The 17,485-nt window shown below is 39.8% G+C and carries 15 protein-coding genes and 1 pseudogene; 14 read left to right on the plus strand and 2 right to left on the minus strand.

Going from position 1 to position 17,485, the window contains the following annotated elements; all coding sequences use genetic code 11:
* Positions 1-165 precede the first annotated feature (165 nt).
* From HXT57_RS00565 to HXT57_RS00575, 3 genes are read left to right on the plus strand one after another with little or no spacing between them, the layout of a single operon-like run.
* Positions 166-453: a terminase TerL endonuclease subunit gene (locus HXT57_RS00565; RefSeq protein WP_199172869.1), complete on the plus strand. Its 288-nt coding sequence runs from the start codon at positions 166-168 to the stop codon at positions 451-453.
* A 12-nt stretch (positions 454-465) separates the two neighbouring features.
* Positions 466-594 carry a hypothetical protein gene (locus HXT57_RS00570; protein WP_255408308.1) on the plus strand — a complete coding sequence of 43 codons (129 nt, stop codon included), beginning with the start codon at positions 466-468 and terminating at the stop codon, positions 592-594.
* Positions 591-776, plus strand: a complete 186-nt coding sequence (locus HXT57_RS00575; protein ID WP_080551010.1) for a head-tail adaptor protein — start codon at positions 591-593, stop codon at positions 774-776. The genes HXT57_RS00570 and HXT57_RS00575 overlap by 4 nt, the downstream gene beginning before the upstream one ends.
* Before the next feature lie 5 nt (positions 777-781).
* Here the strand turns inward: HXT57_RS00575 and HXT57_RS00580 are convergent, their stop codons facing one another.
* Both HXT57_RS00580 and HXT57_RS00585 read right to left on the minus strand, forming a co-directional pair.
* The gene (locus HXT57_RS00580) at positions 782-2,359 is read right to left on the minus strand and encodes an Eco57I restriction-modification methylase domain-containing protein (protein WP_102703314.1); all 1,578 of its coding nucleotides are present in this window, start codon (positions 2,357-2,359) and stop codon (positions 782-784) included.
* Between the two features lie 62 nt (positions 2,360-2,421).
* Positions 2,422-3,318 (minus strand): hypothetical protein, encoded by an 897-nt coding sequence (locus HXT57_RS00585; protein WP_004109026.1) that lies wholly within the window; start codon positions 3,316-3,318, stop codon positions 2,422-2,424.
* Positions 3,319-3,556: 238 nt separating this feature from the next.
* On the opposite strand from HXT57_RS00585, the gene HXT57_RS00590 reads away from it, so the two are divergent.
* The 11 genes and pseudogenes from HXT57_RS00590 to HXT57_RS00640 all read left to right on the plus strand — a co-directional run bounded on the left by HXT57_RS00590 (position 3,557) and on the right by HXT57_RS00640 (position 17,479).
* A complete protein-coding gene (locus tag HXT57_RS00590; RefSeq protein WP_033888430.1) occupies positions 3,557-3,757 on the plus strand; it encodes a hypothetical protein in 201 nt (66 codons plus the stop codon).
* 201 nt (positions 3,758-3,958) lie between these two features.
* Positions 3,959-4,120, plus strand: coding sequence for a hypothetical protein (locus HXT57_RS00595; protein ID WP_421783577.1), 162 nt, complete (start codon positions 3,959-3,961; stop codon positions 4,118-4,120).
* Positions 4,121-4,196: 76 nt separating this feature from the next.
* Positions 4,197-5,111, plus strand: a pseudogene (locus HXT57_RS00600) (type I restriction-modification system subunit M); the annotation flags it as partial.
* Positions 5,108-6,319 (plus strand): restriction endonuclease subunit S, encoded by a 1,212-nt coding sequence (locus HXT57_RS00605; RefSeq protein ID WP_102703315.1) that lies wholly within the window; start codon positions 5,108-5,110, stop codon positions 6,317-6,319. The pseudogene HXT57_RS00600 and the gene HXT57_RS00605, both read left to right, overlap by 4 nt.
* Before the next feature lie 111 nt (positions 6,320-6,430).
* On the plus strand, positions 6,431-7,384 hold the full coding sequence (locus HXT57_RS00610; RefSeq protein WP_102703316.1) for an Abi family protein: 954 nt from the start codon (positions 6,431-6,433) through the stop codon (positions 7,382-7,384).
* 58 nt (positions 7,385-7,442) lie between these two features.
* Positions 7,443-10,733, plus strand: coding sequence for a type I restriction endonuclease subunit R (locus HXT57_RS00615; RefSeq protein WP_421783580.1), 3,291 nt, complete (start codon positions 7,443-7,445; stop codon positions 10,731-10,733).
* A 239-nt stretch (positions 10,734-10,972) separates the two neighbouring features.
* On the plus strand, positions 10,973-12,691 hold the full coding sequence (locus HXT57_RS00620; protein ID WP_410310248.1) for an FTR1 family iron permease: 1,719 nt from the start codon (positions 10,973-10,975) through the stop codon (positions 12,689-12,691).
* Between the two features lie 95 nt (positions 12,692-12,786).
* Positions 12,787-13,431, plus strand: coding sequence for an iron transporter (locus HXT57_RS00625; protein WP_012913768.1), 645 nt, complete (start codon positions 12,787-12,789; stop codon positions 13,429-13,431).
* 72 nt (positions 13,432-13,503) lie between these two features.
* Positions 13,504-14,775: a DUF2318 domain-containing protein gene (locus HXT57_RS00630; RefSeq protein WP_012913769.1), complete on the plus strand. Its 1,272-nt coding sequence runs from the start codon at positions 13,504-13,506 to the stop codon at positions 14,773-14,775.
* A 12-nt stretch (positions 14,776-14,787) separates the two neighbouring features.
* A complete protein-coding gene (locus HXT57_RS00635) occupies positions 14,788-16,122 on the plus strand; it encodes an ABC transporter permease (RefSeq protein ID WP_421783581.1) in 1,335 nt (444 codons plus the stop codon).
* Positions 16,112-17,479, plus strand: a complete 1,368-nt coding sequence (locus HXT57_RS00640) for an ABC transporter permease (protein WP_410310247.1) — start codon at positions 16,112-16,114, stop codon at positions 17,477-17,479. Before HXT57_RS00635 ends, HXT57_RS00640 begins: the two co-directional genes overlap by 11 nt.
* Positions 17,480-17,485 lie beyond the last annotated feature (6 nt).

Raw genomic sequence — 17,485 nt, forward strand, 5'->3', positions numbered from 1 at the left:
TCCCTTATGACAAGTGGTATGAACGGGGCTTGATACGTCTTTGCACTGGAAAGGCAATCAACTATTCCGATATAACAACAGAGTTTTGTAAAGTGTTGCAAAATACGAATTATTACCGGCGTGGGTATATTATTACATCTATTTTGCAAGGTATTTTGTAGAAAAATGCAAATGCAGGGCTTTAATATGGTGCGCTGCATACAAGAGGCAAAAACTCTTTCTCTGCCTATGCAGATGTTAGGGGCAGACTTACAGGCACATAAAGTTATATGCGGCAATAACCCGGTTTTGAAATGGTGCTTAACGAATACGGGCGTGCAGACTGACGGAAACGGAAATATCGTTCCTATCAAGAACCAAAGCCCAAAACAGCGAATAGACGGCACGGCAGCACTGCTTGACTGCTATGTGGGGCTATATGAGCATTACAACGAATATACAAGTGCAATCTAAGGGGGTGGCAGCATGAAATTGAAAGATAAGAAAATAGAGATTTTAGGAAAGACCTATACGCATGATAAATACGGCAATAGCAAAGTGAGTTTGCACCCATTACCCCGCCGCTGTGGGCGTATTTTCGGCATTTATCCATGAAAGAATTATGCGGCACTGTCACGCATGTTGAAGAAGAAGCCCCGTTTATTATCAATTACAGAACGGATATAACAACAACCCATGTAATTCTATATAAGGGGAACTTGTACGAAATAATACGGGTTGATGTTTTCGAGGGCTACAAAAGCGACCTCACGTTATGCTGTAGGCGGATAGAGTAAGCAATTTACTTTCTGAAATTAGAATACAGTTCATTTATTGTATGATTCAATTCAGAATGTAGCTTTTCACATTCTGTAATTTTTCCTTTCTCCCCAAGGGAAAGAATATGTTTTACCTTATTGTTAATTTTCTCTAAAACTGATTTTGGCGGTTCAAAATAAGGAATTTGTTTAATGTAGTTGGCTGAATTATTAGCAGTTGGATTGATAGTATGAATTAGTTCATTCACAATATCTGAATTCATAAGTGCAAGCACGTACAGTATCTTCGATTGATCTTTCGGGAAAATTCCGACAATAGATTGATCGAATACTCTATTTTCGATATAGAACGCACGTATGGTGCTTGCCTTAACCATTGGTATTGCAACGCCCTTTTTGAAATAGAATGCTGAATTTTGAAACCGTGATTTTGGATGACTATTATAATATTCAATAGTATCTTCATCCCATCGAACAAACCATTCATCTTTTTCGCGATAATATCTAGTTTTTGAAGCACTTTTTACATAAGGAATGTAGCCTTCTGAAACTTCTTTGATTCCTGATAATGAACTACAATTAAATATTTGTGAAGGATTTACTTTCTCATAGTTCTTGCTGCCTTTCACGCTATCATCAGCAGCGCGAATAAATCTTTTATTGTCACCTGTATAAAATCCAGTAACAATGTTTGCAATATCGCCAAGACGAATTAAAGCAGTGTTTATTATTGCATTCGTTGAACTATCTGCAAGAATAAAACGGTGCTTGTCGTTTGTAAGAACATCCGACTGTTTTACAAAAAAGGTACTAAGATTATCTGGAAGCTGTGAATCATTTAATAGCAACTGAAATTCATTAGCAGATTCAAAACCTTGTACAATTCTTACGGTATTATTTAAAGCATTTTCTTTGTTTGTTCGTTCTAATGTTATGATTGACAAGTTAGAATAACCAAAACTAACACCCGGAAAGAATTTTGAAGGGAAAGTAATGATTTCGACTATCCTTGTTGATGTTAGCAGCAGTTCACGTAATTTCGCATGTAAATTCAAAAACAAGTACGTGTCGGGAATAATGAATGAAAGCCGACCACCATTTCTTAACAGTGAAATGCAACGTAATAAAAAAAGTGAATATGTTTCTTTTACATACTGCCCCGGATATTTTTTCTTTAGTTGTGCCCTCTTATCATAATCTTGCCACGCCCCATAAGGCGGATTGCCTATTACTTTGTTGTAATGCCCACCTATTGAACCAAAAAAATTAAGCTGTTCATCAAGCAATGTATCTGTTTGCTTAATCCACAATTCCGGAGAACTTAGCAAATCTAATCTTTCATCTAACAGAGTGTCTGTTTCTCGTACAGTGATGGAAGGAAGATCTTGATATTTTGAATTAAGAATTTTTATTGCTTCTGCATTGATGTCAAGCGCATCAATTTGAATCATTTTATTAGAGTTCAAAATTTGGTCAATAAATATTCCTTCCCCCGCTGACGGCTCAAGAATAATATCGTTTTCCTCTATTTCCAAACGGTTAACCATATAGGATGTAATTTCGTCTGAATTTGTATAGTAGGAACAAAAAGTATCTTTCATACACAGCACACGCCTTTCGATTACTTAAGATAAAACTTAAGATAAAGTATATGCTGTTTTTGTTACCACGTCAAGTATTTTAGTAGATCGTTAGCTTGTAAGTGTTGCTTGAAATCGGCACTTATATCTTTTTTCCAATCTGCATTTACATCTAACCAATTACGCAAATCAAAACCAGTAAAGGACTTAATCGCTTCATAACAATCATTAGCGCAATATACATCCCAATAAGGCGAATTCTTTAATGTTTGGAGATAATGATTGTTTTCATCTTCGTTCTGCCGAACAAATAAAAGTGTTTTTTCGCCAGCACCAAGCGAATTATATATACTTGCAACTAAAAGCAGACGGTTCGTATTTCCTTTTTCGTTTGAACTAAACCCACTTTTAAAATCACAGTTATAGTGAATACCGTTCTGCTCAAAGTGAAGATCAAGCGCTAATTTTATGCCGCCGCTATCAACCATAGTCCACGGTATAGAATAGTGTCGCTTTAACTCTTTTTTAATATCATCAGCTAGCTGCAATGAATTGATATAATCAGTTGCGTTCTTTTGTATTCCAGATTGAACATCTTCAAATTTTGGGGGTTCAATAATACGTAATGTTTTAATAGGATATTCAAACGGTAAACGACAGAACGGTTCCCACAATTCCCCAATACGTCGAGCAAACGCCATGTATTCATAAGGCCATACCTTATTGCGGTATTCCAACATTGCAATATATGACGCATATGTCATGCACATAATTTCATTAAGAATGCGCTCATTATCCCACTTTTCAGAACGGGACTTCCTAAGAATTAAAGATAGTTTTTCATTGCGGTAGTTCTTAATGGACTTATTGATTTCGCTTGCCTTATCTTTTTTACTTTTTCGAGTGTGCGACAACGCCACCAAAACTGAATCTGAATAGATGCGAAAATCATTAAGCCATTCTGCCTTAGAATGTAGCATGATAATTTATCTTCTTTCATAGTACAAAAATCTAGTCTTTATTATACATAAAATTAGTGGTTCGCTCAATCGAACAATTATTTTATTGTCGCTTAAATAGGCAAAAGTCGCTTACGAATATCAGAAATAATAAAATATATATTCAAGAAACTAGAAGAAAAACACAATGGTGATCTTTTAGAAATAGAGATTAATCCTGTTCATAGCAGAGCTTCATTATCAAAAATACGTAATGTAAATGATTGGGACACTGGCTTTGATGATGGCTATTCATTTTGGGAAAAAGGCGATAGCTTTAGAAAATCTGGAAGCTTTGATGAAGCAATTGATTGTTTTGACAAGGCTAGATTTAATGGCTATTGTGCTTCAGCGCTGTATGAATCCTATGCGATGGCATTCCATAAGACAAAAGACTATGACAATGAAATTGATATCTTAAATGAAGGAATCAAGAGATTAGCAAAACTTAATATGAAAACTAGTCAATTGATTACCAGACGAAACAATGCCATTAAAGCATTGATAAAACAGAGAGAACGGAAAAACGCAAGAGTCTAAAGCAAGGCGAAAGCTAGAAAAAAGCACTTGTGCTCAATCAGAAAAAGCCACTAAAAACAAAGCTGGTCGCTCAGTATTCCAGATGGATGATGAGGGAAACATCATCGAAAGATTTGAGACAATTGCAGATGCAGTAAGAAAAACAGGTGTAAATTCTAAAAGCATTCGTGATACAGCAAAAGGTGTTCAAAGACATGCTGGTGGGTATGTTTGGAAATTTGTAGATGAGGAAAGTATCGATTAAAAGGTTTCAGAGTACAGAACAATAGTTTCAGAGTTCAAGGTCAAGGTTTCATTGTATCCAAATGGGTAAGAAACTAGATCCTGCGTGCGGTTCTGGCTCGCTTCTGCTAAAAGCCAAAAAAGTGCTAGGCATTGAAAATATTAATGGCGGTTTTTACGGCCAAGAAAAGAACGTTACTAGCTACAACTTGTGCCGCATGAACATGTTTTTGCACGATGTGAATTTTGATAAGTTTACTATTACTTGCGGCGATACTCTTATAAAACCGAAAATCGACGCTAATAAAAAGTTCGAGTTAGTGGTTTCTAATCCGCCTTATTCCACGAGTTGGGAGGGGGATTCTAATCCGTTGATGATTAACGATCCTCGTTTTGCTCCAGCTGGAGTTCTTGCTCCAAAAAGTAAGGCGGATATGGCGTTTGTGTTGCACTGTTTAGCGCATCTGGCAGAAGATGGTGCTGCTGCAATTGTTTGCTTCCCTGGGATTATGTATAGAGGCGGAGCTGAGCAAAAGATTCGCCAATATTTAATTGAGCATAATGCTGTTGATTGCGTGATTCAACTTCCAAGCAACTTATTCTTTGGCACTTCGATTGCTACGTGCATTATGGTTTTGCGTAAAAACAAGCAAAACGACACTTCTATATTGTTTGTTGATGCTAGCCAACAGTTTGTAAAGTCAACGAATAGCAACAAGCTTTCGGACGAGAACATTGAGCAAATTGTTAAGTGGTACACTTCTAGGCAAGATGTGGAGCATATTGCGCACGTAGCGTCTTTGGAAGAAGTGGAATCCAATAAATACAATCTTTCCGTTTCCACGTACGTTGAAGTAGAAGATACTCGCGAAAAGATTAATATTACGGAGCTTAACGCGCAAATTGCATCGGTTTGCGCTCGCGAGCAAGAGTTACGCGAACAAATTGAGAAGATTGTAAGCGAGATTGAAGCTGGCAGCGTTAACTTTGATAATAGCGAGGTGGCTCAATGACTAGCAAACTTGAGGATTTAATTGCTGAGCTTTGCCCTAATGGTGTGGAGTATAAGAAAATTGGAGATATTGCTGATGTTAGTATTGGATTAGCAACATCTGTAACAAAATATAAAAGAGATTCTGGCGTTTTGTTACTTCACAATTCAGATATTCAACAAGGTAGAATTGAACTGAAAAATATTGAACATATTGATGATTCATTCGCTAAAAAAAATAGTAGTAAACTTCTAAGAAAGAATGACATTATCACTATTCATACTGGTGATGTAGGTACGTCGGCAGTTATTACTGATGAATATGCAGGATCTATAGGATTTACTACAATTACCTCTAGAATAAAGGATTTTAATCAAGTTTATCCGTATTATTTATGCACATATTTCAATTCACATAAGTGCAAGATTGATATACGTAAAATGACTATTAGCGATCGTAGCAATCTGAATCAAAAAGATTTCATTAAAATTCAAGTCCCCGTCCCTCCTCTGGAGGTACAACGTGAAATTGTCCGCATATTGGACAATTTCACAGAGCTTACAGCAGAGCTTACAGCAGAGCTTACAGCTCGTAAAAAGCAATACGAGTATTATCGAGATACCTTACTCACTTTTAACGATAATAATCCCCTACGCTCGCTTATCTCACGCTACTGCCCAAACGGTGTGGAGTATAAGAAGATTGGCGATATTGCTACGCTTTCTCGTGGTAAAGTAATGTCGAAAAGCTTTATAAATGATAATTCAGGTGAGTATCCTGTTTACTCGTCTCAAACAGAAAATAATGGTCAATTTGGTGCGATTTCTACTTACATGTTTGACGGTAAGTATGTGACATGGACAACTGATGGTGCTAATGCTGGAACAGTGTTCTATCGTGACGGTAAATTCAGTGTGACAAATGTTTGTGGCGTTATTGATATATCAGATTGTCAAGTTGACACTAAGTATGTGTATTATGCGTTGACAATTCATGCGAAGAACTATGTAAGTTCGGGCATGGGTAATGCAAAACTCATGAGTAATGTTATGAGTAAAGTAACAATCCCCGTTCCGCCTCTAGGAGTACAGCGTCAAATCGTACAAATTCTGGATCGTTTTGATGCTCTGTGCAATGATTTAACTCAAGGTTTGCCTGCAGAAATCGAAGCTAGACGTAAGCAGTACGAGTACTATCGCGATCAACTCCTAACCTTCAAGCGTGCGTAATGTAGTTATGCACAATTTATGTAAAGTAACCTATAAAAGCGTATCTAGTATTACAATTTATATAAATTACATTTCTAGTGAGACTCGCCGAAGAGATTGAGGAGGTAAAAAATGTCTGATAGACTTGCTGATAACAGCAGCCCCCTAAGCCTACTAACAGTGCTCAAACCTGGGGGTTCTTCTTGTTTTTCAGCTGATTCAAAGCCTCCAAAATCTATTGACGATATGATTCAACTCATGAAAACTCGAGGATTAGTAGTTACAGATGAAAATAATTTAAAAAGTATGCTATATAACTGCAACTACTATAGATTATCTGGGTATTTTCGAGTGTTTCAAGTCGATCCTTCTTCTGGCAATAATCAGTTTAAGCCAGGCAGCAAAGATGTTGATTTTCTTGTGCCGTACAAAATGGATGAAGAATTGCGAACAATTATTCTTAAAGGTACCGCACAAGTAGAGTTAACATTAAGATCTAGATTTGCATATCACGTTGCAAACTCTGGAGGAGCATATACATACTTCAATTCAGATTCGTATATTAAAAAATCTAATATAAGCATAAATAATCTTTTATCTAATATGAATAAATGGCTGGAAAAATCTAACGAAGTTTGTATAAAACATTACAAGAGTAAGAAACAACCTATACCAATATGGGCTGCTGTTGAAGCTTTTCCATTTGATACTATTTCACGAATGATTTCTTTGTACGAAGATACTAATGTGTTGCGAAAACTTTTTGATTCAATGGGGTTAAAAACAGAAATTCGTAAATCTTCTGAAGCAATCCATTCAATAGTTTACTTGCGTAATTTGTGTTCTCATCATTGTAGATTATGGTATAAGGAAACTGTAATATCGACTCCTTCAATTCGTGATGTTAAAAATTCTTCTTTATTAAATGGTTATACGGATAAATCTATTGCTGCAGCATTAGTAAATTTAATGTATTTAGTATCAAAAATAGAAAACAATCATAATTATGAGACTGAAATAAAAGATTTTCTGAATAAAAATGAAGAATATAAAAATGGGATATTTAACCATTTACATTGGAGATAATTTAAATTTGTAGAATATGCAATGCGTTATGTGAGTAAGTAAGAAAGAAGGAAGCAGAATGAAAATTGTGTTAGAGAATCAAGATAGCACTGTAATGTCTACGTTTACGCCAAGCGCGCGCAACGACGGCAGCTATCAAAGCGAAGCGCAGCTCGAAGAAGAGTTCATTAACATTTTGCAATCCCAAGGCTACGAGTACGCTCACATTCACAGCGAGAAAGATCTTATAGCAAATCTTCGCGTGCAAATCGAAAAGCTCAACGACTACCATTTTTCGAATGACGAGTGGGAAAGATTTTTCAAAGAAAATATTGCAAACAGCACTGACGATATAGTTAAGAAAACAGATACTATTCAGCGAGATAACGTTAAAATACTCAAAAAAGATGACGGCGTAGATAAGAACATTACTATTATTGACAAAGAAAATATTCACAAGAATATTGTGCAAGTAATCAACCAATATGCTGTTAACGCAAACGATAATGCAAACAATAATGATGCAAATGGCCCTGCGCGTAGCAATCGTTACGATGTGACTGTTCTAGTAAACGGCTTGCCGATGGTTCATATTGAGCTAAAGCGCAGAGGTGTGCCTATTAGAGAAGCGTTCAATCAGATTAACCGTTATGCTCGCGACTCATTTTGGGCTGGAAGCGGACTATTTGGATACGTGCAAATTTTCGTAATCTCAAACGGCACTGAAACAAAGTATTACTCCAACTCAACTCGCAATAATGCGTACAACGAGCAGAAAAGTAAAGGATCTAGCAAAAGCACAACAAGTAACAGTTTTGAATTTACAAACTATTGGTCCGATGCTCAAAACACTATAATCTCCGACTTATGCGATTTTGCTAAAACCTTCTTTGCAAAGCACGTAATTCTTAACATTCTCACAAAATATTGCGTTTTTAATGCAGAAGATTGCTTGATGGTTATGCGTCCATACCAGATTACTGCAGCAGAAAACATAGTGAATCGCGTAAAATACATGTTTGCTAATGCGAGCAAAATGCCGGCAGCAGAGCGTCAAAAGGGCGGATATATTTGGCATACTACTGGATCTGGTAAAACGCTAACTAGCTTCAAAACATCGCAGCTAGTAAAAGCTTTGAAAGACGCAGAAGGCAATAATCTTGTTGACAAAGTTTTGTTTGTTGTAGACCGTAAAGATCTTGACTATCAAACAATGAGAGAATACGACAGGTTTGAAAAAGGAGCCGCAAATAGTAACACTTCAACAGCTGTGCTTACAAAACAGCTAGAAGACAATACGGAAGAATGCAGGCTTATTATAACCACTATTCAAAAGCTTAGTAAATTTATAAGCAACAACCCAAGTCATGAAATTTACAAAAAGCGCATAGTGTTTATTTTTGACGAATGCCACAGAAGCCAGTTTGGAGGCATGCATGCAGATATTGTAAAACACTTTAAAAATGCTCTGCTTTTTGGGTTTACTGGCACGCCAATTTTTGAAGCGAACGCTGCTGGCTCCGACGCTGCGCATCTTTCCACAACCGAGCAAACCTTTGGACCGTGCTTGCATACGTACACAATCATTAACGCGATTAACGATAAAAACGTGTTGCCATTCCGCGTGGAATACGTTGCTACTGTAAAAACGTCGAGCGAGCTGGAAAAAGCAACCGACGAATTGGTTAAAGATATTAATCGACCAGATGTAATTAGGCATAAAGATCGCGTGCATAATGTTGTTCAATACATTATTGAGCATTTTACTCAAAAAACGTATCGCAACGAGAAGACTTACAAATACAAGCGCATTATTAACGTTAAAGAACTTGCTGCAGATAAGCATAATACTTTAGAGACTAAAAAATCTTCTGAAGAAGTTGACATAAACGGCTTTAATTCAATCTTTGCTGTTGCAGACATTCCTCTTGCAAAAGCGTATTACAACGAGTTCAAAAAGCAGCAGCAAAACTTGCCTACAAGCGAACGCTTAAAAGTAGCAACTATTTTCAGCTATGCAGTAAACGAGGGTGAGTCAGATTCTTCGGAGTATAGCAACGGCATGGGTTCTCTTGGAGAAGAAAATTCCGAAAGCACGGCAAAGCTAGACGCAAATTCGCAAGAATTCTTGGAAAGCGCAATAAAAGACTATAACGAAATGTTTAATACTGCGTATGATGCGTCAAATAACAAATTCCAAAACTATTACAAAGACGTTTCAATTCGCATGAAAAATAAGGAAATTGACGTTTTGATTGTAGTCAACATGTTCCTAACTGGTTTTGATGCAACAACTTTGAACACGCTTTGGGTAGATAAAAATCTTCGCATGCATGGGCTTATTCAAGCGTTTTCGCGCACGAATCGAATCTTAAATTCCGTTAAAACATTCGGAAACATTGTGTGCTTTAGGGATTTGAGTTATAGAGTTGACGAAGCGGTAAGTCTTTTTGGAGATAAAGATGCGCAAGGTATTGTGCTTTGCCCTACGTTTGAGCAGATTTTCAACGGTTACGTTGACGATAAAGGAATTGAGCGCTGTGGATACAGTGATTTAGTAAATGAGCTTATGGAAAAGTATCCGCTGCAAGGCTTCAACATTGTTGGAGAAGAGAATCAGAAAAAGTTTATATCGCTTTTTAGCAATATTTTGCGCTTGCGTAACATGCTGAAAGCTTTCGATCAATTTGAAGGCAACGAAATAATCAAAGAGCGTGATATGCAAGATTACTTGGGGCATTACCAAGATTTGCATGAAGAGTGGAAGCGCAAAGAGCAAAAAGGCGAGGTCGCCGACATTACGGATGACGTTGTGTTTGAGATGGAGCTTGTGCGCCAAGTAGAAGTAAATATTGACTACATTTTGATGTTAGTAGAACATTACCATAGCAAGCATTGTAAAGATAAAAATGTTCTTGCCTCTATTAGGGTTGCGGTTGACTCTAGCCCGCAGTTGCGTAGTAAAAAGAAGCTTATTGAAGGGTTTATTGCGCAGCTTAATGAGAATGAGCTTGATAAGCTTGTGGATTCTGGCGATACAATTACCGTTTACGATTCTAACGGAAACAAGTTGAGCATTGTTGATTGCTGGAGCGAGTATGTTGAGCAAAAGTATAATCATGATTTGGCGCAACTCGTGCAAAGCGAAGGGTTAAACGATGCTTTGACTCGCAAGTTTATGGAGAAATCTTTTAGCGCTGGCGAAGTGAGTGAGCTTGGTACAGACATTAATGATTTAATGCCTAGAATGAGCAGATTTGGCGCTGCGGCTAAGGCGCGCGCTGAGAAGAAAAGTCGCATTGTAGAAAGTATGAGAAACATGTTTAATGAGTTTGTTGGGCTTGTCGGCTTTAGTAAAAACGAAAGATAATTCTCGTTATCAATATCATTTTTGTAATATTTGCGTGTTTTTTGCGTTGAACTATATCAATCTACTTGATATGTCGATATTATGTACCTGTGGGGCCTTTGTAATGGCAAGTTTTAGTTGGGTGCGCTCAATTTGGGGTAGAGCGCGTAGATATGCAGGAAATGCGTTAACGCAAAAGGCGTAAAACGCGTGAGAAGTGCGGAATCGCAAGAAGACGCGGAAGAACGCGAGGAGATGTTATGCGCGCGTGTGTAAAAGTGCGCCGAATTATTCGTGACTCGGCTGCACTGATTCTGGCTGTGTGCATGTTGGTAGGTTGCATAGTGAGCTCGTTTGCTACAACTATTCCAGCTTTTGCAACAGATGCAGATCGTTCGTATACTAGCTGGACAGAAGTTTCTAAAGCAATTAACAAAGAATTGCTACAAGGTCAATCAGAATACAATAGTGGCAACAATTCTGGAGCTGCAACTCGATTTGAAGCAGCATACAATTCCGTTTACGTTGCTTCTAACATGATTACGGTTGTGCGAGATGCAATCGGGCAGAATAAAGTTCAGGCACAAACTGATCAATTCCAGCAGCTACAAACGCTTGTATACCAGCAAAATCAAGGTTCACAAATAAGTGCTGTTTCAACGGCTCTTTCAGTGGATGTTGCACAAACTGCATCTAGTCTCGATGCCAACTTAAAAGTGGATAAGCCAAATGTTTATGCACAAAAGTTGCGTGCGCAAATTAAAGCAGAGCGCAAAAAGCTTGATGCTGCAAAAAAGAAAAACCTCGGGCGCAATGGTCGTACGTGGGGTCAAGTTGCTCGAGAAATGAACGTTATTCTCGACGAGTCTGTTGCAAAATACAAGTCTGCAAAAGGTAATAAAACTCAAGTAGCATCTGCAGTTGATTTAATTAACGAAGCCTATTACCAGTATTACGAAAAGCTTGGTTTCGAGAAGAACGTGATGAATGCAATAAGCGGAAGTCGCGTTTCGACTGTCGAATATCAATTCAAAGAGTGCCGCCAAACAATGAACAACGGTGCAACTGTTGAGCAAGCTAAAAAGTTCGTAACGGATCTTAAAGCGATGCTTATTGAAGACGCAGCAAAATTAGACAAAGGCGCATCTTCAAGCGCAAATCCATTTATGCAATTCATAACTAGCTCATTTGGTCAAGCTTTCGTGATTTTGCTTCGTGAAGGTTTGGAAGCGTTGCTAGTTGTTGCAGCAATTATTGCATACCTTGTTAAATCCGGTCACAAGAATATGGTGAAGTATATTTACTTAGGTATTGCGGCTGGAATTGTGGCATCTCTTGCTGTAGCTGCACTATTCGGCTTGCTATTTAATGGCTCTGGTCCGCAGCAGGAGATTACAGAAGGCGTTGTTGCATTGTTCGCAATGCTTATGCTGCTTTACACGAGTAATTGGATGATTTCTAGATCTTCAGTGCAAGCATGGAATAAGTATATTAGTGAGCAAACAACGGCAGCAGTTTCTAAGGGAAGCTTGGTTTCTTTAGCGTTATTGAGTTTCCTTGCGGTGTTCCGCGAAGGTGCCGAAACTGTAATCTTCTATCAAGCAATCTTTGCAGTTTCAAACGGAGCTGACTCTATGATTTGGGGAGGCTTCATTTCTGCTGCTGCAGTTCTTGTAGTGATATTCTTGCTGATTCGTTTCGCATCTGTGCGCATACCAATTCGCCCATTCTTTACTGGAACAAGTGCTCTTATGTCTGTTCTCGTAGTGATTTTTGCAGGCGGTGGTGTGCACGCGTTAATCGAGGGTGATGCTCTCGAAGGAATGTATATTCAAGGCTTGCCAACTAACGATTGGCTTGGGTTCTATCCGTATGTTGAGACGATTGTTGCTCAAATTGTGGCAGCAATTGTTGTGATTTCACTGCTTTGCGTATCTATTGCGCGAAGTCGTGGGAAACGCGCGATAGAAAATAAATAAGCAAAACAACAAATAACCAACTAATAAATAATTAATAAACAACCAATAACAACAATTAAATAAAAATAACTAACAACAAACACAGAAGGTTAGATATGAAGAATAATAAAATGATGGCAATTGCAGCTTTGGCTCTTGCTGGGCTGCTTGCGCTCGCTGGATGCGGTTCTAATGGCAATTCAGCTAAAACTGATGCTAAGTCACAAGCAACCGAGCAGAAGGCTGACGACAAGGCTGACGACAAGGGCGGTGATAAGGGCTTTGAGGAGGTTCCAGTTGGTCCTCACCAAGATCAGAACATTGGACCTCTTACTATTGGCGCTGTGTACTTCCAGCCAGTGGACATGGTTCCAGCTGGCATGGGCTTGAAGGCAAGCGAAGCAAGCTTCCACCTTGAAGCCGATATCCACGCTAACCAAAAAGGTACAAAGCTTGGCTACGGTAAGGGCGAGTTCATTCCAGATTTGACTGTGAATTATGAGATTGTCGATAAGGCAAGCGGCGAATCCGTTGGTAAGGGCACGTTTATGCAGATGAACGCTTCCGATGGTCCTCACTACGGTGCAAACGTTAAGCTTGACAAAGCTGGAAATTACAAGCTCGTGCTTTCTATTGAATCCCCAGAAAAGAAGGGTTGGATGCTTCACGTCGATCCTGCTACCGGCGTAACTGGTCGCTTCTGGACTGAGCCAATTAAGGCAACCTTCGACGATTGGAAGTACACTCCTCGTCAGTGGTAGTGATAGCTAGTTAATAATTAGCGATTAATTAATAATTTTAGTAAATAATAAGTAATAGCAAAGGAGGGAGTTATGCTCAGACTGTTTGTGGCAGTTATGCCTGGGCTGCTCCCTCTTGCGCTACTCACAATGGGATTAAGCACATCGCTTACTGTTGGCGAGGGGCGAGATAAGCCTCTGAGTGCACGTTGGAGATTGTATGGGCTGTCTGCAGGCACAGTCGCAGCTCTTATTTTTGCTATACTCCGCGCATCTGTGGTAATTAATCAGCGAAACTTTATTAATATGCCGGCGTTGTGTATTGCGGTTCCGCTTGATATTGCTGCAATTATTGTGGTTATTTTTTCACACAAAATAATAAAAAATTGGCGTAATTGCCCGCTTTTAATGCACATAAGTAACGCGATTGGTGCATGTTGCTTAGCGTTTACTGTGTTTTATGCTTTACCAGATGTTATTTTGCAACTTACTATTTTCGTAGATTCAAGCACTCCGCCTTTTACATCAGACATGTTACTTCGCGCGCTTGGTTTTGTGCTTGGCGTTATTGCTGCTATCTGCTTAAGTCTTATGGTGCGTTCTTTGCGCACTACGTCTAACGCTATTTGCTTCAAAATTGCTGTAGTTTTAAGCATGATTATTTTGCTAGTGCAGCACATAACTTCACTTTTGCAGATTATGCAAGGAAGCATTCTGCTTTATATGGATGACTTTTCTTTCAGCGTGCTTGTTTGGCTAATTAATAACGCTCCATTAATGATTATGGCGCAAATTAGCGTGTTCATGATTCCTGCTGCTGCGTCTGTAATAATCGGCTTTAAAACGGCTGTAGTTGGTGAAAATGCAGCAGAAATTCGCACGAAGCGAGCGTTTAAAAGGAAATCTCGAAAGTCTGCGCTCGCAGCTCTTTTGGCTGCTATCACAGTAATACTTACGCTTACTGTAGGCGTATCTATTATGAATATTAAACCAACTCTTACGCCTCCAGAACCGTATGAATTGCACGATGGTGTTGCAACTATTAATTACGTTCAAGTTTCAGATGGTCATTTGCATCGTTTCCAATACAAAGCAAAAGACGGCACTATTATGCGTTTTATAATCATTAAAAAGAATGGTGGAGCGTATGGCGTTGGATTGGATGCTTGCGAAAACTGCGGCGATGCAGGCTACTATGAAAAAGACGGTAAGATTATTTGCCGTAAGTGCGACGTAGCAATTAATTTGGCAACTATCGGTTTTAAAGGTGGTTGCAATCCGATTCCGTTCCCGTATAAGGCTGGGCATGGCAAAATCACAATTCATACTGCTGATTTAGACGTGCTCAGTTCGCATTTTAAGTAAGGGAGAGTTGCTATGTTTATGATGCGCATGGTTGCTCGATCTCTTGTGCGGCAATTGAAAAAGCGTGTGTTAATTGCGCTCGTAGTGTGCTTAAGCGCGTGCGTTAGCGTGTCAATGCTTAGCGTTGTGTATGACGTTGGAGACAAAATTAACGCAGAGCTGAGTTCATATGGTTCAAATATTGTGGTTCAGCCAAAATCTAGCGCTGTTGTAAATGATTTGTATGCTTCTCGAGAGCAGATTGATACTAATGGTTCTGAGAGTTTAAAGGCTGCGGAAAGCCACGAGTCTACTGCTTCGCTAAAAGAATCTGATGCTGCAAAAATAAAAATGATTTTCTGGGCGTTTAATATCACTAATTTTGCGCCGAAAATAATTGTTCATGCAAATCTTGAAGCGAAATCTTCTGGCGATTTGGTAGTGCCTATTATTGGAACTTGGTTTAATCGTAAGCTTGCGCTCGCTTCCGGGGAAACAACAGTTGTTGGTGTTAGAGGTTTGCGCTCTTGGTGGAAGATTAATGCAGGTCGTTGGGCAAAAGATAATAAATCTGAAGCAATGGTAGGTGCGCAGCTAGCTGAGCGTTTGCACTTAAAACTTGGCCAGCGTTTGCGTTTGATTCGTGACGGACGCGAGGTTTCGTTGCGCTTGGTTGGCGTATACGATTCTGGCGACGACGACAATAACGCAATCTACGCAGGTTCTAGCGATGCTCAAGGCCTTGCAAATAAGCCGAATAAGGTTGATTCGATTGAAGTAAAGGCGCTTACTACTCCTGAAAATGATTTAGCGCGAAAGGCTGCTAAAAATCCGGCAGCGCTAAGCCAGGAAGAGTGGGAAACTTGGTATTGCACGGCTTACCCGAGTTCGATTACTTACCAAATTGAGGGGGTAATTCCTGGAGCTGTTGCAAAGCAGGTTCGTCAAGTTGCGGCGTTGCAGGGTAACGTATTAAATAAGACGCGTGCTGTTATGGTTTTGATGACTGCGTTGAGTTTAATTGCTGCTGCTGTTGCTGTGGCGAATCTTATGGCTGCTTCAATTTCTGAGCGTTCTGGCGAGCTTGCATTGCTTAAGGCTTTGGGTGCACGTGATGGTGCTGTTGCTCGTCTTATGCTTATGGAAACTGCGGTTATTGCGTTTGGTGGAGCGTTACTCGGCATGGCTTTGGGATTTGCGGTGGCGCAGATTATTGGTTTCACAGTGTTTGGCTCTTCGATTTTGTTCCGACCAATGGTATTTGTTCTGGTGTTCGTGCTGCTTGCGTTGACTGTGCTTGCGGCTGCAGGCTCTTCGATTCGTTCGATTTTGAGTGTGCGTCCTGCGGAGGTGCTTCATGGCAGGTAAATCTTATATGACTTCCAACAATTCTATGTTTATTACCATGCTATTTAGCGCGGTATTTCGTAGAAAATCGCGTGCTTTGATGGCTGTTATTGCAACGCTTGTTGGTGCTGCTACGCTGTTTTGTTTAGCTGCAATCTGCCTGGTTGTGCCTCAGCAAATGAGCGATGAAATGCGTGCTTATGGAGCGAATATTATCGTAACTCCAATTGAGGGCGAGTGGAAAAACGGTATTGATCGCGCGATGGTTTTGCACACAAACGATATGGTTCTTGCAAAAGGTGCTATGCGATCTGCTACATATCGTTACGAAAACGTGCGTATTAACGCAGCTCCGTATGTTTTAGCAGGAATAGACGTTCGTTCAGTAAAGTCGCTTAATAAGCATTGGAATGTAGACGGCTCTTGGCCTAGCAGTGGAAATGTTATGGTTGGGCGAGATGTAGCTCTTGCGATGGGCTTAAAAATAGGTTCTCGAATTGCGATTGCGTATAGATCTTCGGATAATACTGCCGGCTCGCATAAGCCAGCAGAGAAGTCTGCAAATAAGTCTGCAAATAAGTCTGCAAGTGAATCTGCAAATAAGTCTACAAATCAGTCTGTAGAGAAGCCAGCAGAGAATCAAGCGCAAAATTCTGCTGCAAATTCTTCAGATCAGTCTGCGCAAAAATCTTCTCAACAAAAGCTTGTTGAAGGCAGAGTCTCAACGGATATTATGGATACTCACGGCACAACTTTCCGCGTTTGCGGCATTTTGGATACGGGCGGTGCTGAAGATTCTATGCTTTACGCTCTTAATGCGGATGTGAATACTCTTACGGGAGTTAAGCGCGGAGCAGACGTGATTGCTTACTCGTCTTCTGCGCCTAGCGTCGATGCGGTTGTTAGAAGTATTAACGACATGACTTCTATGCGCGTGCGCGCTCAGCAAGTTACTAAAGTTACTGCTGCTGACACTGGTATTATCACTATGCTTCGCAGCCTGTTCTGCATTGTATCGCTAGTTGTTCTAGTATTGATGATGGTTGGCGTGAGCACTACGATTTCTTCGATTGTGCAGCAGCGTCGAAATGAAATTGGTTTGCGCAAAGCTTTGGGTGCGAGCGCACGGAGTATTGGCGTGGAGTTTACTGCTGAAGCTGGAGTATATGGCTTCGTTGGCGGTATTGCTGGTACTGCGGTAGGGTATGTGTTTGCGCGCTTGCTTGCTGCAATGGTGTTCTCGAGAGATTTGGGCGTGAATTGGTGGCTAGTCGTGTTCTCTATTGTATTTAGCGTTGCTGCGTCTTGCGTTGCTGCATTGCCGCCTGTTTTGCGTGCTTCAAAGATCGACCCTGCGATTGTGCTTCGAGAAGAATAGCTTTTA

The sequence above is a fragment of the Gardnerella sp. KA00771 genome (assembly GCF_049244045.1).
GTDB lineage: Bacteria > Actinomycetota > Actinomycetes > Actinomycetales > Bifidobacteriaceae > Bifidobacterium > Bifidobacterium swidsinskii.

Coding starts and splice junctions, on each gene's coding strand:
- HXT57_RS00570 (WP_255408308.1), top strand. CDS start 466: ATGAAATTGAAAGATAAGAAAATAGAGATTTTAGGAAAGACCTATACG.
- HXT57_RS00630 (WP_012913769.1), top strand. CDS start 13,504: ATGCTCAGACTGTTTGTGGCAGTTATGCCTGGGCTGCTCCCTCTTGCG.
- HXT57_RS00575 (WP_080551010.1), top strand. CDS start 591: ATGAAAGAATTATGCGGCACTGTCACGCATGTTGAAGAAGAAGCCCCG.
- HXT57_RS00635 (WP_421783581.1), top strand. CDS start 14,788: ATGTTTATGATGCGCATGGTTGCTCGATCTCTTGTGCGGCAATTGAAA.
- HXT57_RS00640 (WP_410310247.1), top strand. CDS start 16,112: ATGGCAGGTAAATCTTATATGACTTCCAACAATTCTATGTTTATTACC.
- HXT57_RS00610 (WP_102703316.1), top strand. CDS start 6,431: ATGTCTGATAGACTTGCTGATAACAGCAGCCCCCTAAGCCTACTAACA.
- HXT57_RS00620 (WP_410310248.1), top strand. CDS start 10,973: ATGCGCGCGTGTGTAAAAGTGCGCCGAATTATTCGTGACTCGGCTGCA.
- HXT57_RS00595 (WP_421783577.1), top strand. CDS start 3,959: ATGGATGATGAGGGAAACATCATCGAAAGATTTGAGACAATTGCAGAT.
- HXT57_RS00625 (WP_012913768.1), top strand. CDS start 12,787: ATGAAGAATAATAAAATGATGGCAATTGCAGCTTTGGCTCTTGCTGGG.
- HXT57_RS00585 (WP_004109026.1), bottom strand. CDS start 3,318: ATGCTACATTCTAAGGCAGAATGGCTTAATGATTTTCGCATCTATTCA.
- HXT57_RS00615 (WP_421783580.1), top strand. CDS start 7,443: ATGAAAATTGTGTTAGAGAATCAAGATAGCACTGTAATGTCTACGTTT.
- HXT57_RS00605 (WP_102703315.1), top strand. CDS start 5,108: ATGACTAGCAAACTTGAGGATTTAATTGCTGAGCTTTGCCCTAATGGT.
- HXT57_RS00590 (WP_033888430.1), top strand. CDS start 3,557: ATGATTGGGACACTGGCTTTGATGATGGCTATTCATTTTGGGAAAAAG.
- HXT57_RS00565 (WP_199172869.1), top strand. CDS start 166: ATGCAAATGCAGGGCTTTAATATGGTGCGCTGCATACAAGAGGCAAAA.
- HXT57_RS00580 (WP_102703314.1), bottom strand. CDS start 2,359: ATGAAAGATACTTTTTGTTCCTACTATACAAATTCAGACGAAATTACA.